This window comes from Acidocella sp., assembly GCF_050253495.1.
Taxonomy (GTDB): Bacteria; Pseudomonadota; Alphaproteobacteria; order Acetobacterales; family Acetobacteraceae; genus Acidocella.
On the sequence record NZ_JBFWIX010000017.1, the window covers coordinates 15,571 to 31,152 of the forward strand.

Consider the following 15,582-nt stretch of genomic DNA (forward strand, 5'->3'; position numbering starts at 1 on the left):
CCCAGGATTTCATCGCGTCGCTCTGACCAAACCGGAACAACCGGCTGGCTCAGTTCTCCTTGATCAGCTTGCGTATAATCTCGATCATTTCGCTGATCTGATCCGGCGTGGCGGAGAAGGGCGGCGCCAGAACCAGTGAGTCCCCCGCCGCGCGCAACACCAGCCCCTGCTCGAACGCCTTGCACAGAATCTTGAAGCCGCGCGCGCCAGGCTTGCCCTGCGGCGCCAGTTCCACAGCCCCCAGCAAGCCATAGCCACGCGTGTCCACCACGCCATCCATGCCCTTGAAACCGCCGACCTGCTCAAGAAAAGCCGGGGTGAGCGATTTCACCCGGTCGAACGTACCTTCCTCGCGATAGATCTTCAGCGTCGCCAGCCCCGCGGCGCAAGCCGCCGGATGCGCCGAATAGGTATAACCATGATAAAATTCGATGCCACCTTCCGGCGCGGCATCGAAGATCGCCTGCTGGATCTCATCCTTCACCGCGATCGCCGCCATCGGGATGGAGCCATTGGTGATCGCCTTGGCCATCGTCATGATATCCGGCGTGACGCCGAATGTCTGGGAGGCGAAAGCCTCACCGGTGCGGCCGAATCCGGTAATGACCTCATCGAAGATCAGCAGAATGCCGTGCTTGTCGCAAATTTCGCGCAGACGCCGCAAATAGCCCTTGGGCGGCACCAGAATCCCCGTGGACCCGGCGATCGGCTCCACGATGCAGGCGGCGATGTTATCGCCCCCATGCAGAGCCGCGTAACGCTCCAGGTCGTCGGCCAGATCGGCGCCGTGCTCACCTTCGCCCATCTGGAAGAAATTTTCCTTGATATGAGTATGGCGCAGATGCGACACGCCCGGAATTCCAGTGCCAAAGGCCTTGCGGTTGGGGCCCATGCCGCCGACGGACATGCCGCCGAAATTCACCCCATGATAGCCACGTTCACGGCCGACAAAGCGCACGCGGTGCCCTTCGCCCCGGGCACGGTGATACTGGATGGCCACCTTCAGGGCGCTCTCCACCGCTTCCGAGCCAGAGCAGGAGAAGAACACACGGTTCAACCCGGCTGGGGTCATTTGCGCCACTTCGGTGGCCAGACGGAAAGCGGTCGGCACGCCATACTGGAAGGGCGGCGCATAATCCAACTCCTCCATCTGCTTGGCCACGGCCTCGCGGATCTCCGGGCGGCCATGCCCCAGCGGGATGCAGTACAAGCCGGACGAACCATCCAGCAGCTTCTCCCCACGCGTGTTATAATAATAAACACCTTCCGCACGGGCGATCATGCGCGGCTGTTCCTGGAACTGCCGGTTACCGCTAAACGGCATCCAGTGATGGATAAGGGGATCGTTGCTCGGGCGAGTCACTGCGCTCATGGGCTGACACTCCAGTTGAATTAGAGGCAGTTTACTATTTTAAACAGGCTTGCAAAGCATTTTCTGCCCCCGCGAGGAACGGCAGACATGACCTTTCTGCAAAACGGCCATGCATTTTCATGTCGATTCGTAACTTTTACGAAATATTTTCAGTGCCCAATTGAGAATATATTACGACTTCAAATGGAAAATAATGTTTCAAAGCGATTTTTCTGTCTTAGCCATGATAGATAAACAGCTCTTCCCAGATACTCTCTGTCAGTTTTTTCCATGATTCCCGCCGCGTTTTCCGCCAAATCCGCGACAACCGGCATCCGGGAGGTCGCCAGGATGATCGAAGCCGGGCGCCCGCTGATTCTCGCCGGCGCGGAGCAGGATCTCGCCTGCCTGCCGCCAGGCCTCTGGATCGGCGGCACCGTGGCCGGCTTTCTCGCCCCCGGCGGCCCGCGCCCCGTGGCGGGGGAGATTTTCTATGCGGACCTGTCGAACATCGCGCTCAGGGTGGAGGTCCGGCAGTTCGGCGCCCGGCAGTTGCGCGGCCTTACCGCCCACTATCCCCCCAACGGCTTTGCCGTGCTGCTCCTGCCCGGACGCAGCCGGCTGCTCGAAACCGTGGCCACCAAGATGCTCGACTGGGACGGGCTGTACAACGCCCCCCTCTGCGGCTGGGTCAGCGGCGTGGCGCTGGAGGAACTAGGTCATAAACAGCCCAAGATATTCTGCGGCGGCGGTACCCCCCGTCAGGACAAGGCCGCCGTCATGTATGTCACCCTCCCCGAGGGGCTATTCGCGGAGCTTAACATCGTCGCCCCCTTTACCCAGGGCGAGGGGCCCGAACTCAGATTTCCTTCTGGCGGATATGGCGGATCGGGCACCGGCCTGCTGGAGGGGCAGAGAGTGAATCTCGCGCGCATGATCGCCAATGGCGAACTGGATCCCGCCCTGCCCCTGATCTCCGACCGCGATGGCGCGTTACTCACCAACGCCATCACCGCCAGCGACACCGAGGCAGGCACCCTTTGTTTTCTCAACCCCATCGACCCGGCCCTGTCATATCGCTTCGCTGAACCCATAGACGATTTCCCCGCCGCTTTCGCCAAGGCCGCCCAGGGGGTGGACTTGCCCGGCGCGCTGCTCTGCTCCATCTGCATTGCCAATCTGCCCAGGCTGGACGCCTCGATCAGGCCGTTACTGCCCGCCTTCGCCCCCATTACATTCGGCCAGATCGGCTATACGGTGCTCACGCAAACCATCTCATGCCTCAACCTGTCCCGCCTTGACGGTGCCCTCACGGAACAAGACACACGATGACCACCCAGACCGCCTACAAGATTTTAACGCAGGAGCAGTTCCAGGCTCTTCTGGCCGGGCAATTCTCCGGCGCCCCGGTCGATCTGACGGATGGCTATATCCATCTCTCCACCGCCAGCCAGCTTGATGAAACGCTGGCCAGGCACTTCACCGGGCAAGAGAATCTGGTCATCGCCGCCGTGCCCCTGGCCGCGCTGGGCCCGGCACTGCGCTGGGAGAAGTCCCGTGGCGGCCAACTTTTCCCACATTTTTACGGCCGGCTGGAGATGCGCCATGTCAGCGCTCATCGGCAGCTTCGCCATGGCGCGGACGGCCGGGCCTTGCTGCCAGCCTGACTTCAACCGGGACGCTTCATATCGAACCGGCTCTCCGGCGCGATCTCCGCATAGGCCGAGGCCCCGCCGGCACGCAGGACAATCCCCGCCTTGAAGGTATCGAACACACCCTCCCGTAACAAAACGGGGTTGATGTGAATGCCCACCACCTCGCCCAGAACCAGAAAAGCACCGCAAGCCGTGCCCGCGGCATTCTTCAGCGTCACGATCTCAGACAGTTTGCATTCGAAATTCACGCCCGCCGCCGCCACCATGGGCGGCGCCACCAGCTTGGCGGGCGCTTTCTCCAGCCCGGCCAGTTCAAACTCATCCGTGCCATAAGGCGCGTCGGCGCTGCTCATATTCATCGCCTGCGCCAATTCGCGGTCCGTGAGGTTCCACACGAACTCCCCGCTCTCCTCGATATTGCGCAACGTATCTTTGCGGCCAATGCTGGAAAAACCGATTATCGGCGGTGTGTAGCAGAAGGCGTTGAAAAAACTATACGGCGCCAGATTGACGCTGCCATCCTTACCCTTGGTGGACACCCAGCCAATCGGCCGGGGACCGATCATGGCATTGAACGGGTCGTGCTTCAGCCCATGCCCAGAGGCGGGTTCGTAAAAATATTTCTCTTCCAATACATCTCTCCTGCTATCCCTTGCCCTTGAAGTAAGGACGAGGGCGCCGCACCCCAAGCCCCTACCCCGGCGGCAACGGCACCGCCGAGAGGATCACCTGCGCATAAGCATAAGGATATTCATCGGTCAGGGACACGAAAACCCGAGACTCATGCCCCTCCGGCGTCAATCCGCGCAGCCGCGCCAGCGCACCGCCATGCAGCTCCATGGTCGGCTGACCGCTGGGCAGATTCACCACCCGCAGGTCGGACATGAATACACCGCGTGAGAACCCCGTGCCCAACGCCTTGGCGCAGGCCTCCTTGGCGGCAAAGCGCTTGGCATAGCTCGGCGCCCGGAAATGCACCCGCCTCTCGCTGCGCGCCCGCTCGATCTCGGAGAACACCCGCAAGGTAAAACGCTCGCCATGCCTCGCCAGCGCCTTTTCTATGCGCCGTATGTCGCAAAGATCCGTGCCCAGCCCCAGGATCAACCCGGCCATCAATTGCGCGACCTCTCCACCTGCGCAATGCCGCCGGCCGCGCGTAGCCCCGCGATCACCTGATTCAAATGCCGCGCGTCGCGTACTTCTATATCCACCAGCGCCTCGAAGAAATCCTGCTGCCGGTGCACAACCTTCAAATTCGAAATCGCCCCGTCCTGCTTGGCGACGGCATTGGTCAGCGTCGCCAGCGCCCCCGGCACATTATTGGCGATCACGCTGACACGCCCGGTAAATCTCTGCGTCTTGGGGTCGAGCCGCGCCAGGCTCTCCTCGTTCCAGTCCACATCGATGAAGCGCTCCGGCGTCGCGGCATATTGTTCGAGCTGCGCGCAATCCTTGGCATGGATGGCGATCGGCTTGCCGGTGGTGACGATGCCGACGATCTTGTCGCCCGGCAGCGGGTGACAGCACCCCGCATAATGCACATCCATGCCCGCGACGAGGCCCGTGACCGGGCTCTGCGCATCGGCGCGCGGCATGTTACGCGGGGAGCGCGCGGTCAGCCCATTGCCCATGAAGGCGGGCAGCATGCGCGGCACCCGAACCTCCTTCAGCTCGGGATAGGCGGCATAGACCACGTCCTTTGCCCCCACCACCCCGGTGGCGACGGCGACATAAAGATCGTCCACGCTGGGCTGCTTGAACGATTTCGCCACCGGCTCCAGCACTTTTTCGGAACCGTCCACGCCATCCTGGCGGAAAGCCTTCATCACCAGCGACTTGCCGGCATCGCGGTGCTGGTCGCGCATCTGCTGCGCGAGGAACCGGCGAATACGCGCGCGGGCCTTGCCGGTGACGACGAAGCGCTCCCAGGCCGGGCTCGGCGTGCCGCCGCGCGCGGTGAGAATCTCCACCTGGTCGCCATTTTGCAACTCGTAACGCAACGGCATCAGCTTGCCGTTGATGCGCGCTCCCACGCATGTGTCGCCGATCTGGCTATGCACCGCATAAGCAAAATCGACCGAGGTGGCACCGCGCGGCAATTGGATCAACTGCCCCTTGGGCGTGAAGCAGAAAACCTGGTCCTGGTAGAGCTCCAGCTTGGTGTTTTCCAGAAACTCGTCAGGCGCCGCCGAGTTCTCCAGAATTTCCAGCAGGTCCTTCACCCAGCCGAACTGCTTCACATCGCTGGCCGTGGCATCCGCCTGCTTATAGAGCCAATGCGCGGCGACCCCCGCCTCCGCCACCGCCTGCATCTCCGGCGTGCGGATCTGAATCTCGATCTTCTGGTTGCGCGGCTGGCGCAGCGTCACCCCCGTATGCAAGGATTGATAGCCATTGCTCTTGGGGGTGGAAATATAATCCTTGAACCGTCCCGCGATCACCGGATAGGCGGCATGGATCGCCCCCAGCGCCACATAGCATTCCGCCCGGCTCGGCACGATAATGCGGAACGCCATGATGTCGGAAAGCTGCTCGAACGTCACGTTCCGGCGCTTCATCTTCTGCCAGATGGAATAAGGAGATTTCTCGCGCCCGGCGATCTCCACCATATGCACATCCGCCTCGCGGCAGACCCGCGTGAGCTCCTGGCGCACCTCCTCGATCACATCCGCCCCCTGCCCGCGCAGGAAGTTCAAACGTGTCTGGATGGTATCGTAGGCCTCGGGCTCGATCTCCGCGAAGGCACGGTTCTGCAGTTCGGTCTTCACCGCCTCCATGCCGATGCGCTCGGCCAAGGGCGCGTAAATATCCATCGTCTCACGGGCGATGCGCAGGCGCCGGTGCGCCGCGGAGATCGCTCCCAGCGTGCGCATGTTATGCAGCCTGTCCGCGAGCTTGACGATGAGCACGCGAATATCCTTGCTCATCGCCAATACCAGCTTGCGGAAATTCTCCGCCTGCTTGGTCCGGTCCGATTGCAGTTCCAGGCGCGTCAGCTTGGTGACGCCATCCACCAGCCCGGCGATCTCGTCGCCGAAACGCTTCTGCACCGTGGCGATGGTAACGGAGGTATCCTCCACCGTGTCGTGCAGCAAGGCCGTGATGATGGAAGCGCTGTCCAGCTTATAGCTGGCGAGAATCCCGGCAACGGCCAGGGGATGGGTGATATAGGGCTCGCCATTATCGCGCTTCTGGTCGGCATGAGCCTCGGCGGCCAGACCATAGGCGTCGTCGACCACCGCCGGATCCGTCTTCGAATCATAGGCGGCGATCCGCGCCAGCAGCCCAGCCAATTCCGGGTGGAATTTCGGCTCGCCGCCGCTCAGGCCCTCGGGGGCGCGGGACAGGCTCTCAACCCGGGGGCCTGTCCGCATATCTTTAACGGCGGGTCTTGCCGCCGAGCTCGGCCTCGATGGCGGCCTGAATATCCTCGGCGGACATCACATCCTCGCCCTCGGCGGCCATGGCGGCGGCCTCTTCCTCGGCGGAGACATCCTGCAGACCGAAAATATTCTGATCGGTCGGGATCAAATCCATCACCTCCTCGTCCACGGGCTCGGGCTCGGGCACGCGGGAGAGCGACTTGATCAGATCCTGCTCCAGGTTCGGCAGTTCGACAGCTTCCTCGGCGATCTCGCGCAGCGCCACCACCGGGTTCTTGTCATTGTCACGGTCGATGGTCAGTTGCTCGCCGCGGCTGATGTTACGGGCACGCTGCGCCGCGAGCAGAACCAGCTCAAAGCGGTTCGGCACTTTCAAAACGCAGTCTTCGACGGTGACGCGGGCCATAAGGGGACGCTCCAGGCAGAAAAATGAAAGAGTGCCTTACCTCAGCCGCGGCAGGGAAGCAACCCTAATCCCCGTTCTCACCCGGCTCGTCATGCCAGGGTTCAATGTCTTGCGGGGGAAGCTCCGCCAGCAGGGTCGTCACATTCTGGCGCAGCACCGGGTGGCGCCAGGCCGGGCTCACATCCAGCAACGGCCGCAGCACAAAGGCGCGCAGATGCGCCCGTGGATGCGGCAGCACCGGATCCGGTGTCGCCCGGATCATGCCGGCCATATCGATAATATCGAGATCGAGCGTCCTGGCCGCATTGGGCACCGAGCGTTCCCGGCCAAAGCGCGTCTCGATCTCCTGCAAGTGCCGCAGCAGCAGCGCGGGGTCGATGGCGCCCGTCATGCGGATCATGCCATTGCAGTAATCGGGCTGGCTGGAAACGGGAATGGCCCGGCTGCGATACCAGGGGGATTGCGCCACGAAGCCAAGCCCCGGAATGGCGCAAATGGCCGCCGCCGCCGCCTCGCATGTCTCCAGCGGCGTGTTGCCCGTCTTGTCCGGCAGATTGGCACCAATCGCAATTAGGATCATAAAAGAAAATTACCCACGAAAAACTATGGCCTCAGACTTCATTCGTACACAGAAGGTTTTCTAACATTTCCTACTTCATTGTACATCACTTTTAACCAACCATTTCAAGGGGACGATTTTCATCATGAGATTTTCAGCCCAGGAGCGCACAGCCCTGTTCATCGACGGCGCCAATCTCTACGCGGCAACAAGAAGTCTTGGATTTGACATCGACTATCGAAAGCTTTTAGATTTTTTCGAGACAAAAACGAACCTGCTGCGCGCCTATTACTATTCGGCCCTGCTGGAAACCGAGGAGTACTCGCCACTCAAGCCACTAACGGACTGGCTCGCCTATAATGGTTATAGCTTGGTAACGAAGCCCGCCAAGGAATTCACCGACGCGCAGGGCCGCCGGCGCATCAAGGGCAATATGGATATCGAGCTGGCGATCGACATGCTGGAACTCGCCCCCTCCCTCGACCATGCCGTGCTGTTCTCAGGCGATTCCGATTTCCGCCGCCTCGTCGAGGCCATGCAGCGCCGTGGGGTCCGCGTCTCGGTGGTCTCCTCCATCCGCATCAGCCCGCCGATGATCGCCGACGAACTACGCCGCCAAGCCGACCAATTCTTGGAACTATCTGACATAGCTCAGCATTTTTCCCGGCGACCGGCCGAAAACCGCACCCGCGTCGAGCGTGAGGATGAAGAATGACCAGCCCACGCGCCACCGCGCCAGGGCGCGATTGCGGCCTCTGCCCCCGGCTGGTCGCCTACCGGCAGGATTACCGCGCCCTTCACCCGGACTGGTTCAACGCCCCCGTGCCCAGCTTCGGCCCGCTCTCCGCGCGACTTCTGGTTGTGGGGCAAGCGCCCGGCGTCAACGGCGCCAACCGCACCGGCCGGCCTTTCACCGGCGATGTCGCGGGCCGGCTTCTCTATCCGGCGCTGGTCAAATTCGGCTTCGCCCGCGGCCAGTTCCAGGAACGGCCGGATGACGGGCTGCAACTTCTGGATTGTCGCGTCACCAATGCCGTGCGCTGCGCGCCGCCGCAGCACAAGCTGGAAACCTCGGACAAAAACCATTGCCTGCCCTACCTGGCCGCCGAAATCGCCGCCATGCCCAAGCTGAAATTGCTGCTGGCTATCGGCGGCAAGGCTCATGATTCCATTCTGCAGGGGCTGGGGCTCAAACCCAGCCAGCACAAATTCCAGCATGGCGCGCTGCACGGCCTGCCCAGCGGGCTAACCCTCGCGGATAGTTTCCACACCTCCCAGTATAATGTGAATACCGGGCGGATCACACAGGAAATGTTCGAGGACATCCTGGCGGGGATCAGGCGGCTTCTCGCCTGATCCTCACCTGTTCCGCAGCAACCTCGCCTTGTCGCGCTGCCAGTCCCGCGCGGCGGCGGCATGGCGCTTATCCGCCTTCTGCTTGCCTTCCGCCAGGCCCAGCGTCACCTTGGCCAGCCCCCGATCGTTGAAAAACACGTCCAGCGGCACCACGGTCTGCCGGTCCCGCGCGATAGCGCCGAAAATCTGGTTCCGCTCCTTGCGCTTCACCAGGAGCTTACGCGCCCCGCGTACATCGAAGCGCGACAGCACACCGGACTGATATTCCGGGATATACATATTGAACAGAAACAGTTCGCCGTCGCGCTCACCCGCCCAGGCCTCGCTGAGCGTGGCCCGGCCAAGGCGGAGCGACTTCACCTCCACGCCCTTCAGCACAATCCCCGCCTCGACAGTCGATAAAATCTTATAATCGTGCCGGGCCTTGCGGTTCTGCGCCGCGATGCCGTGAGAGATGAAACCCGATTTTTTCTTGTCCTTGCTCAATTCAGCAAACCGGTTTCCCGCATCGCCGCGCGCACCCTCTCCGCCGCGCCCTCGGAAACCGGCGCCAGCGGCAGGCGCACATGGTGGGCGCCAAACCCCAGCAGCGAGGCGGCATATTTCACCGGCCCCGGATTGCTCTCGCAGAACATCGCATCATGCAGCGGCACCAAGCGCTGCTGGATGTCCATGGCGCTCTTCAGCTCGCCCTTGGCCCAGGCTTTCTGCATATCGGCGCAAAGGCGCGGCGCCACATTGGCGGTGACCGAGATGCAACCATGCCCGCCAGAGGCCAGATAGGCCAGCGCGGTATGATCCTCGCCGGACATCTGAATGAACCCCTCCCCGCAGGCCCGGCGTGTATGCAGCGGCCGGGTCAGATTGGCGGTGGCGTCCTTCACCCCGATGATGTTCTTGATCTGCGCCAACCGCGTCATCGTCTCGACCGACATATCGATCACCGAGCGGCCGGGGATATTGTAAATGAACACCGGCAGGGACATTGATTCGGCGATGGCCTTGAAATGCCGGTACAACCCCTCCTGGGTCGGCTTGTTATAATAAGGGGTCACCACCAGCACGGCATCGGCACCCGCCCGCTCCGCATGGCGCGCCAGGCCGATCGCCTCGGCGGTGGAGTTGGAGCCAGCCCCGGCCATCACCGGAATCCGACCCTTGGCGGTTTTCACCGCCAGCTCAACCACCTGTTTATGCTCGTCATGGCTCAGCGTCGGGGACTCGCCGGTGGTGCCGACGGGCACGATCCCGTTGGTACCCTCGGCAATCTGCCAATCGATGAAGCGAATATAAGCCTCATCGTCGATGCGCCCATCCTCGTGCATGGGTGTCACGAGGGCGGTGAAAGAGCCGTGAAACATTTTTGGTCCTTGAAGGCGTTTGGTCCAGCATTTCACCTAGTCTTCTCCGCTGGGCGCGGCAAGCTTTCCCGCATCCGGAACGCCGCATCCCCTCCCCGCGTCTGGCGCATCCTCAAGCGGCGCGCGCCTCCCTATAACGGCCTTCATGAGAACGATTCGAATCGCCGCCGCTCTCATTCTGCGGCCAGACGGCAAGGCCCTGCTGGTCCGCAAGCGCGGCACCGTCAAATTCATGCATCCCGGCGGCAAGATCGAAGCCGGGGAAACACCGCTCGCCGCCCTGCTGCGGGAGCTGGAGGAGGAGTTGGCTCTGCGCCTTCCGCCAGAAATCCCGCTTCATCTCGGCCATTATGAAGCCGAAGCGGCCAACGAGCCCGGCCACAGGGTCGAGGCGGAATTGTTCGGGCTGTATATCGCCCACCCGGTTGGCGCCCACGCGGAAATCGAGGAAATCGCCTGGGTTGACCCGGCCGATCCGGGGCCTCTGAACCTGGCGCCGCTATCGCGTCAGTATATTCTGAAACAATCCCTGCGTTTGGCCCAAGCCTCCGGCGCTGCTAGACAAGACACATGAAATGTCTGGCCGCCTTGCCGCTGCTCCTGCTGCCCGCCGCCGCTCTGGCGCAAACCGCCGCGAGCCCGCAAATCATGGCGGATGTGCATGCGGGGCAGTTTCCCCAGGCGGAACAGCTCGCCACCGCCACGGGCGACCCGCTGGTGGAAAAGCTCGTCACCTATTTCCGGCTCATCTCGCCCGGCGGCGCCAGCGCCGATGAGATCCAGGCTTTCATCAAGGCCAATCCGGACTGGCCGATGCAAGGGCTGCTGGCCCTGCGCGAGGCGCAATCCTCCGGCCTGTATCAGCCGCGCGCACCGGTTATCACGCCCGCCTTCATCACCCAGGTACAGGCCCTGCACCGCAACGGGCAGGATGCGCAGGCCGCCCAGCTCTGGGAGAGCCAGGGCCGGGCCGCGATGAAGGCCGCCAGCCCGGAACAGCAACTCATGTTCTGGCCCGCGCAGAACAGCCTTGCGCGCGCCCTGCTACAGGCGGGCGACGCCAAAAGCGCCTATAAGGTCGTCATCGCCGCCAACCCGCCAATTTCCGGCATCGCCGCGCGTGAGCAGATCGCCGACCGCGATTTTTTCGCCGGCTTCCTGCTGCTGCGTTTCCTGAAACAACCGCAAGAGGCCGCCACCTGGTTCCAGGATCTCGCCGCCTCCTCCACCGCCGTCATCACCCAGGCCCGCGCCTATTACTGGCTGGGCCGCAGCGAAACCGGCGCCGCCGCCCAGCAGGATTACGCCCACGCCGCCAATTTTCCCGATACATTCTATGGCCAGCTCGCCGCCCTGGCGCTGGGCGACACCCCCCAGCAACTCGCCGCGCGCATCAGATCCGTGGCCGAACCGAATTTCACGGTCCAGGACGCGCTGGATTTCGGGCTGGGTGAGCTGCCCCGCGCCGCCGTGCTGCTGATGCAGATGGGCGATTCGCACGATGCCCAGATCTTTCTCGACCGCATCGGCCAAACCGCCTTGGACGACAAATCCCGTCTGATGGCCGCCCGGCTGGCTTTGGGGCTGGGGCTGCCGCAATCCTCCGTGGCCATCGCCCGCCGGGCGGGCATTTACGGCCAGATGCTGGTGCGGGAAGGCTGGCCCATGCCCTATAAACCGCCCGCCTCGATCCTGGATCCGGCGATCTCGCTTGGTATCATGCGCCAGGAAAGCAGCTTCAACCCCGATGTCGTCTCCGGTGCCGGCGCGGTCGGGCTGATGCAGCTCATGCCCGCCACCGCGCGTCTGACCGGGCGCAGATACGGCCTCCCCTATGGCGATCTGTTCGACCCCAACCAAAACATGGCCCTGGGGGCCAGCTATCTCTCTCAGGAAATCAACAATTTCGGTGAATGCCTGCCGCTCGCCATCGCCGCCTATAATGCCGGCCCCACCAACGTGGCGAACTGGCTGCGCGCGAATGGCGACCCGGAACTCGGCGCCCATCCCGGCGGCGCCAACATGATCGACTGGATCGAGGAAATCCCCTTCAACGAGACCCGCAATTACGTGCAGCGCGTCTCAGAAAACATCACCATCTATCGGGCCTTGCTCACCGGTTCCGCCATTTCCCCGGTGGCGAAATGGCTCAACCAGCCATGAATCCCTGGCGGTTCATCGCCTCCGGCTTCGGCTCCGGCCTGGCGCCGAAGGCCCCGGGCACATTCGGCTCCCTGGCCGGGCTCGTCATTGGCTGCTTGCTGCTGCTGGCCGGGCATATCGCGCTGCTGGCTGGCATCGTCGTTTCATGCGCCATCGGCCTTTACGCCATTGGCCGGCTGCCCGAAGCCAATGAGGATCCGGGCTGGATCGTCATCGACGAAATCGCCGGGCAGATGATCCCGCTGCTGGCGCTGTACGAGTTCAGCATCTGGGGGGCTCTGCTCTCCTTCGCCCTGTTCCGCCTGTTCGACATCTGGAAACCCGGCCCCGTCGCCTGGGCGGATCGGCGCAAGGATGAATGGGGCATCATGGGCGACGACATCATCGCCGGGCTGATGGCCTGGCTGGTGATGCTGCTCCTGCATCTGGTCTCGCCGTTATGAGCGCCGCCTCCCTCGTCGCGCTCTGCCGGGCGAACGGGCTGCGCCTGGCCACGGCGGAAAGCTGCACGGGCGGGCTGGTGGCCGGGGCGCTCACCGCCATTCCAGGTTCTTCCGCCATCTTCACCCATGGCTTCGTCACCTACGCCAACGAGGCGAAAACACAGATGCTCGGCGTGCCGGAGGCAATGCTGGCCGCCCATGGCGCGGTCTCGGCTCCCGTGGCCCAGGCCATGGCCGAAGGGGCGCGCACCCGCGCAGGCGCGGATTATGCCGTCTCCACCACCGGCATCGCCGGGCCGGATGGCGGCAGCCCGCGAAAGCCGGTAGGAACCGTCTGGTTCGGCCTGGCCGGGCCGGCTGGCAGCACGGCGCATCACAAGCTGTTTCACGGCAACCGGGATGAAATCCGCGCCCAGGCGGTGGATTTCGCCCTCATGCTGCTGGAACGCGCAGGAGGAGACAAACGATGAGCAGAACGCTCTCGGCCTGGGACAAGGCCAAACAAGACGGGCGGAAGATGAGCATGATCACCGCCTATGACATGACCGCCGCGCGCTTGGCCGAAGCCGCCGGGCTGGATGGCCTGCTCATCGGCGATTCCCTTGGCATGATGGTGGCAGGCGAGACGGATACGCTGCGCGTCAGCCTGGAGCAGATGGAATACCACACCGCCATCGTCGCCAAATCCGTCACCAAGCCGCTGGTCATGGCCGACCTGCCCTTCGGCAGCTTCGAGGCATCCCCCGCCCAGGCCTTCGCCGCCTCTTCCCGGCTGCTCAAGGCCGGCGCGCAGATCGTGAAGCTGGAAGGCGGCGCGCCAATGGCTGAAACAATCGCCTTTCTCTCCCAGCGTGCCGTGCCGGTCTGTGCCCATATCGGCCTGACCCCGCAGCATGTGCGCCAGATCGGCGGTTTCAAGCGCCAAGGCAAGACGCCCGAGGCCGCCGCCCAGTTGATCGCGGACGCGCTGGCACTTGAGGATGCCGGCGCCAGGATGGTGCTGATGGAAGCCATCCCCTCCCCCCTGGCGGCGGAGATCACCGCCAAGCTGCGCGTGCCCACCATCGGCATCGGCGCTGGGCCCGGCACCGATGCACAGGTGCTGGTTCTGCACGATGTCCTCGGCCTCGCCCCCGACCGCGCGCCCCCCTTCGCCAAAAAATACCTGGATGGAGCCGCGCTGCTGACCACCGCCCTGAGCGAATATGCGCGCGAGGTCCGGGAAGGCGCCTTCCCGCCCTGACCCCCTGGCCATCCACCCCTGGCCATCCCACCCCATATCGATTAGCCTTTTCCCTAAGCCCGGTTGTGCGAGGCAGCCCGGGCACAACCGCTTTTTCAGGTGATGGCACTTATGCGTGAAGCAAGAACGAGACGGATTTTTTCCACCAAACAGCGCCTGCATGGCCGCGCGCTGGCCTGCGGCGTGGCGCTGCTGGCCGCCTTGAGCGCGCCAGCCAGCGCCGCGGTGCTGCTGCGCGGCTATCTCAGCGGCGTGCCCAGCAGCTCACTCACCAAGCAGGACTGGACCGCTTTTCAAGACGCGGCCGGAACCTTGCTGAACAAAACGCCCTCCACGGTCGGCGACACCCAGGATTGGGAAGGCCCCAGCGGCGCCCACGGCACGCTGACCATCAAGAAAATCTTCGAACAGCACGACATGCCCTGCCGTGATGTCTCGACCCAGTTCATGGCCAAGAACGCCACTAACGGCCTGGGTTATATGCTGACCGTCTGCCGGAACAGCCAAGGGGATTGGAAGCTGGTCAACTGACCAGCCACCCTCAAAACGGCACCGAAACCGGGCGGTAACGGCCCGAAACCTCACCCGCCAGATCCAGCGCGTCTGGGTCCAGCACCAGGGCGGGCGCGCCCGGTTTCAGATCCATGCGCGCCAGCGCCGTCCAACTTACCGACGGTACGGTGGTGAGTTGGAAATAATAGACCAGATCCGTCAAATCCGCGACGGAACGGTACTCGGTGTTATATGTCCCGAAATCCTTGTAGGGCGCGCCAAACGGCACCGAGACATTCGCCATGATGGAGAACATCGCCGCCACGGCCTGCCGGGTATTGTGAGGCTGCGGCAGAAAACGCGAAAAAAACGCCGCGCGCTGAAACCTGTCCACCGGGTTCATATTGCCGGGCAGCGGCATGTCCCGGCTGGCGGGGGCAAAGGCGTGCTCCTCGTCCATCTTCCGCAACAGCACCAATTGCTGGTCATAAGACGGATCGTTGGTCACCACGCTATATTGGCGGCCATGATGGATCACCGCCCGCCCGCCAATATATTCGATGATGGCGGAATCCCCGCTCGCATCCTCCAGCGCCAGATGCAGGCTGGCCTTGTGGCCATGGGCCTCCACCATCACGATCTGCACGGGCGCCAGCAGGGCCAGCGCCTCCTTCACGCTGGCGGCGCAATCCAGCGCATATTGCAACCACAGGCCGGCCTGCAACCCCGGCCTGGCGGCATCGCGCGCGCCATAATCGGTGCTGTTCAGATAAAGCAGATGGCCCGCCAGCCCCGTCTCATTCATGCCGTCGATCGCGCCAAGATCGTAAGCCGCCGCCACCAGGCTGCCATGTTTTGAAGTCCATTGCAGCGGATTGTCACCCACCACGCTCACACCACCCAACTTGCCGCCATCGCGCGCCATGCCCGCGGGAAGAGCATAAAGCTTCGGCTGCGTGGATTCCGGCCAGTCCATCGTCCGCCCCACGATCACGGACTGGCCAGGGCTGTTCCACAACACCCGTGTGCAAGCCTCCGCCCGGCGCCAGAACAGACCGGACAAGGCCGGTGCCAGAGCCACGCTCCCCATCAATTGGAATAAACGCCGTCTTTCCATGCGCGCTCTCCTCGCCTGCGTGCCACAATCTTACGTGGAACAACCCGGTGTCG

At 63.2% G+C, this 15,582-nt stretch carries 19 protein-coding genes; 10 read left to right on the forward strand and 9 right to left on the reverse strand.

Annotated elements, in window-relative coordinates; translation table 11 throughout:
* Nucleotides 1-49: 49 nt before the first annotated feature.
* Nucleotides 50-1,372, reverse strand: a complete 1,323-nt coding sequence (locus tag AB7D48_RS12665) for an aspartate aminotransferase family protein (protein ID WP_427979667.1) — start codon at nt 1,370-1,372, stop codon at nt 50-52.
* A gap of 270 nt (nt 1,373-1,642) precedes the next feature.
* On the opposite strand from AB7D48_RS12665, the gene AB7D48_RS12670 reads away from it, so the two are divergent.
* Together AB7D48_RS12670 and AB7D48_RS12675 are read left to right on the forward strand one after the other, a co-directional pair.
* Nucleotides 1,643-2,683 carry a DUF6976 family protein gene (locus tag AB7D48_RS12670; RefSeq protein WP_427979668.1) on the forward strand — a complete coding sequence of 347 codons (1,041 nt, stop codon included), beginning with the start codon at nt 1,643-1,645 and terminating at the stop codon, nt 2,681-2,683.
* A complete protein-coding gene (locus AB7D48_RS12675; protein ID WP_427979670.1) occupies nt 2,680-3,018 on the forward strand; it encodes a DUF952 domain-containing protein in 339 nt (112 codons plus the stop codon). Before AB7D48_RS12670 ends, AB7D48_RS12675 begins: the two co-directional genes overlap by 4 nt.
* A 2-nt stretch (nt 3,019-3,020) precedes the next feature.
* Here AB7D48_RS12675 and AB7D48_RS12680 read toward each other — a convergent pair whose 3' ends face one another.
* The 5 genes from AB7D48_RS12680 to folK all read right to left on the reverse strand — a co-directional run bounded on the left by AB7D48_RS12680 (nt 3,021) and on the right by folK (nt 7,375).
* Nucleotides 3,021-3,638: a flavin reductase family protein gene (locus tag AB7D48_RS12680; protein WP_427979672.1), complete on the reverse strand. Its 618-nt coding sequence runs from the start codon at nt 3,636-3,638 to the stop codon at nt 3,021-3,023.
* Between the two features lie 61 nt (nt 3,639-3,699).
* The gene (acpS, locus tag AB7D48_RS12685) at nt 3,700-4,110 is read right to left on the reverse strand and encodes a holo-ACP synthase (RefSeq protein ID WP_427979781.1); all 411 of its coding nucleotides are present in this window, start codon (nt 4,108-4,110) and stop codon (nt 3,700-3,702) included.
* Between the two features lie 8 nt (nt 4,111-4,118).
* Nucleotides 4,119-6,380 carry a RelA/SpoT family protein gene (locus AB7D48_RS12690; protein WP_427979674.1) on the reverse strand — a complete coding sequence of 754 codons (2,262 nt, stop codon included), beginning with the start codon at nt 6,378-6,380 and terminating at the stop codon, nt 4,119-4,121.
* Nucleotides 6,381-6,384: 4 nt separating this feature from the next.
* Nucleotides 6,385-6,795, reverse strand: coding sequence for a DNA-directed RNA polymerase subunit omega (gene rpoZ, locus AB7D48_RS12695; RefSeq protein ID WP_427979677.1), 411 nt, complete (start codon nt 6,793-6,795; stop codon nt 6,385-6,387).
* A 64-nt stretch (nt 6,796-6,859) separates the two neighbouring features.
* Nucleotides 6,860-7,375, reverse strand: a complete 516-nt coding sequence (gene folK, locus AB7D48_RS12700) for a 2-amino-4-hydroxy-6-hydroxymethyldihydropteridine diphosphokinase (protein WP_427979679.1) — start codon at nt 7,373-7,375, stop codon at nt 6,860-6,862.
* A gap of 124 nt (nt 7,376-7,499) precedes the next feature.
* Here folK and AB7D48_RS12705 point away from each other — a divergent pair, with 124 nt between their 5' ends.
* Together AB7D48_RS12705 and AB7D48_RS12710 are read left to right on the forward strand one after the other, a co-directional pair.
* Nucleotides 7,500-8,069 carry an NYN domain-containing protein gene (locus tag AB7D48_RS12705; protein ID WP_427979681.1) on the forward strand — a complete coding sequence of 190 codons (570 nt, stop codon included), beginning with the start codon at nt 7,500-7,502 and terminating at the stop codon, nt 8,067-8,069.
* Nucleotides 8,066-8,710, forward strand: a complete 645-nt coding sequence (locus AB7D48_RS12710; RefSeq protein WP_427979684.1) for a uracil-DNA glycosylase — start codon at nt 8,066-8,068, stop codon at nt 8,708-8,710. The genes AB7D48_RS12705 and AB7D48_RS12710 overlap by 4 nt, the downstream gene beginning before the upstream one ends.
* A 3-nt stretch (nt 8,711-8,713) precedes the next feature.
* Here AB7D48_RS12710 and smpB read toward each other — a convergent pair whose 3' ends face one another.
* Complete coding sequence (smpB, locus tag AB7D48_RS12715; protein ID WP_427979686.1) at nt 8,714-9,196, reverse strand: SsrA-binding protein SmpB; 483 nt, start codon at nt 9,194-9,196, stop codon at nt 8,714-8,716.
* Nucleotides 9,193-10,071: a 4-hydroxy-tetrahydrodipicolinate synthase gene (gene dapA, locus AB7D48_RS12720; RefSeq protein ID WP_427979688.1), complete on the reverse strand. Its 879-nt coding sequence runs from the start codon at nt 10,069-10,071 to the stop codon at nt 9,193-9,195. Before dapA ends, smpB begins: the two co-directional genes overlap by 4 nt.
* A gap of 145 nt (nt 10,072-10,216) precedes the next feature.
* Here dapA and AB7D48_RS12725 point away from each other — a divergent pair, with 145 nt between their 5' ends.
* From AB7D48_RS12725 to AB7D48_RS12750, 6 genes are all read left to right on the forward strand, one after another.
* On the forward strand, nt 10,217-10,645 hold the full coding sequence (locus AB7D48_RS12725) for an NUDIX hydrolase (RefSeq protein WP_427979691.1): 429 nt from the start codon (nt 10,217-10,219) through the stop codon (nt 10,643-10,645).
* The gene (locus AB7D48_RS12730; RefSeq protein ID WP_427979694.1) at nt 10,642-12,234 is read left to right on the forward strand and encodes a lytic transglycosylase domain-containing protein; all 1,593 of its coding nucleotides are present in this window, start codon (nt 10,642-10,644) and stop codon (nt 12,232-12,234) included. The genes AB7D48_RS12725 and AB7D48_RS12730 overlap by 4 nt, the downstream gene beginning before the upstream one ends.
* Nucleotides 12,216-12,677 carry a phosphatidylglycerophosphatase A family protein gene (locus AB7D48_RS12735; RefSeq protein ID WP_427979697.1) on the forward strand — a complete coding sequence of 154 codons (462 nt, stop codon included), beginning with the start codon at nt 12,216-12,218 and terminating at the stop codon, nt 12,675-12,677. The genes AB7D48_RS12730 and AB7D48_RS12735 overlap by 19 nt, the downstream gene beginning before the upstream one ends.
* On the forward strand, nt 12,674-13,147 hold the full coding sequence (locus AB7D48_RS12740; protein ID WP_427979700.1) for a CinA family protein: 474 nt from the start codon (nt 12,674-12,676) through the stop codon (nt 13,145-13,147). Before AB7D48_RS12735 ends, AB7D48_RS12740 begins: the two co-directional genes overlap by 4 nt.
* Nucleotides 13,144-13,920 carry a 3-methyl-2-oxobutanoate hydroxymethyltransferase gene (gene panB / locus AB7D48_RS12745; RefSeq protein WP_427979703.1) on the forward strand — a complete coding sequence of 259 codons (777 nt, stop codon included), beginning with the start codon at nt 13,144-13,146 and terminating at the stop codon, nt 13,918-13,920. Before AB7D48_RS12740 ends, panB begins: the two co-directional genes overlap by 4 nt.
* Nucleotides 13,921-14,031: 111 nt before the next feature.
* Complete coding sequence (locus AB7D48_RS12750) at nt 14,032-14,451, forward strand: hypothetical protein (RefSeq protein WP_427979705.1); 420 nt, start codon at nt 14,032-14,034, stop codon at nt 14,449-14,451.
* 10 nt (nt 14,452-14,461) lie between these two features.
* On the opposite strand, the gene AB7D48_RS12755 is transcribed toward AB7D48_RS12750, so the two are convergent.
* On the reverse strand, nt 14,462-15,529 hold the full coding sequence (locus tag AB7D48_RS12755; protein ID WP_427979707.1) for a linear amide C-N hydrolase: 1,068 nt from the start codon (nt 15,527-15,529) through the stop codon (nt 14,462-14,464).
* Nucleotides 15,530-15,582: the final 53 nt, after the last annotated feature.

Coding starts and splice junctions, on each gene's coding strand:
- dapA (WP_427979688.1), bottom strand. CDS start 10,071: ATGTTTCACGGCTCTTTCACCGCCCTCGTGACACCCATGCACGAGGAT.
- AB7D48_RS12725 (WP_427979691.1), top strand. CDS start 10,217: ATGAGAACGATTCGAATCGCCGCCGCTCTCATTCTGCGGCCAGACGGC.
- AB7D48_RS12710 (WP_427979684.1), top strand. CDS start 8,066: ATGACCAGCCCACGCGCCACCGCGCCAGGGCGCGATTGCGGCCTCTGC.
- AB7D48_RS12750 (WP_427979705.1), top strand. CDS start 14,032: ATGCGTGAAGCAAGAACGAGACGGATTTTTTCCACCAAACAGCGCCTG.
- AB7D48_RS12690 (WP_427979674.1), bottom strand. CDS start 6,380: ATGCGGACAGGCCCCCGGGTTGAGAGCCTGTCCCGCGCCCCCGAGGGC.
- AB7D48_RS12675 (WP_427979670.1), top strand. CDS start 2,680: ATGACCACCCAGACCGCCTACAAGATTTTAACGCAGGAGCAGTTCCAG.
- AB7D48_RS12755 (WP_427979707.1), bottom strand. CDS start 15,529: ATGGAAAGACGGCGTTTATTCCAATTGATGGGGAGCGTGGCTCTGGCA.
- rpoZ (WP_427979677.1), bottom strand. CDS start 6,795: ATGGCCCGCGTCACCGTCGAAGACTGCGTTTTGAAAGTGCCGAACCGC.
- AB7D48_RS12735 (WP_427979697.1), top strand. CDS start 12,216: ATGGCTCAACCAGCCATGAATCCCTGGCGGTTCATCGCCTCCGGCTTC.
- AB7D48_RS12665 (WP_427979667.1), bottom strand. CDS start 1,372: ATGAGCGCAGTGACTCGCCCGAGCAACGATCCCCTTATCCATCACTGG.
- AB7D48_RS12705 (WP_427979681.1), top strand. CDS start 7,500: ATGAGATTTTCAGCCCAGGAGCGCACAGCCCTGTTCATCGACGGCGCC.
- AB7D48_RS12730 (WP_427979694.1), top strand. CDS start 10,642: ATGAAATGTCTGGCCGCCTTGCCGCTGCTCCTGCTGCCCGCCGCCGCT.
- panB (WP_427979703.1), top strand. CDS start 13,144: ATGAGCAGAACGCTCTCGGCCTGGGACAAGGCCAAACAAGACGGGCGG.
- AB7D48_RS12670 (WP_427979668.1), top strand. CDS start 1,643: ATGATTCCCGCCGCGTTTTCCGCCAAATCCGCGACAACCGGCATCCGG.
- AB7D48_RS12740 (WP_427979700.1), top strand. CDS start 12,674: ATGAGCGCCGCCTCCCTCGTCGCGCTCTGCCGGGCGAACGGGCTGCGC.
- folK (WP_427979679.1), bottom strand. CDS start 7,375: ATGATCCTAATTGCGATTGGTGCCAATCTGCCGGACAAGACGGGCAAC.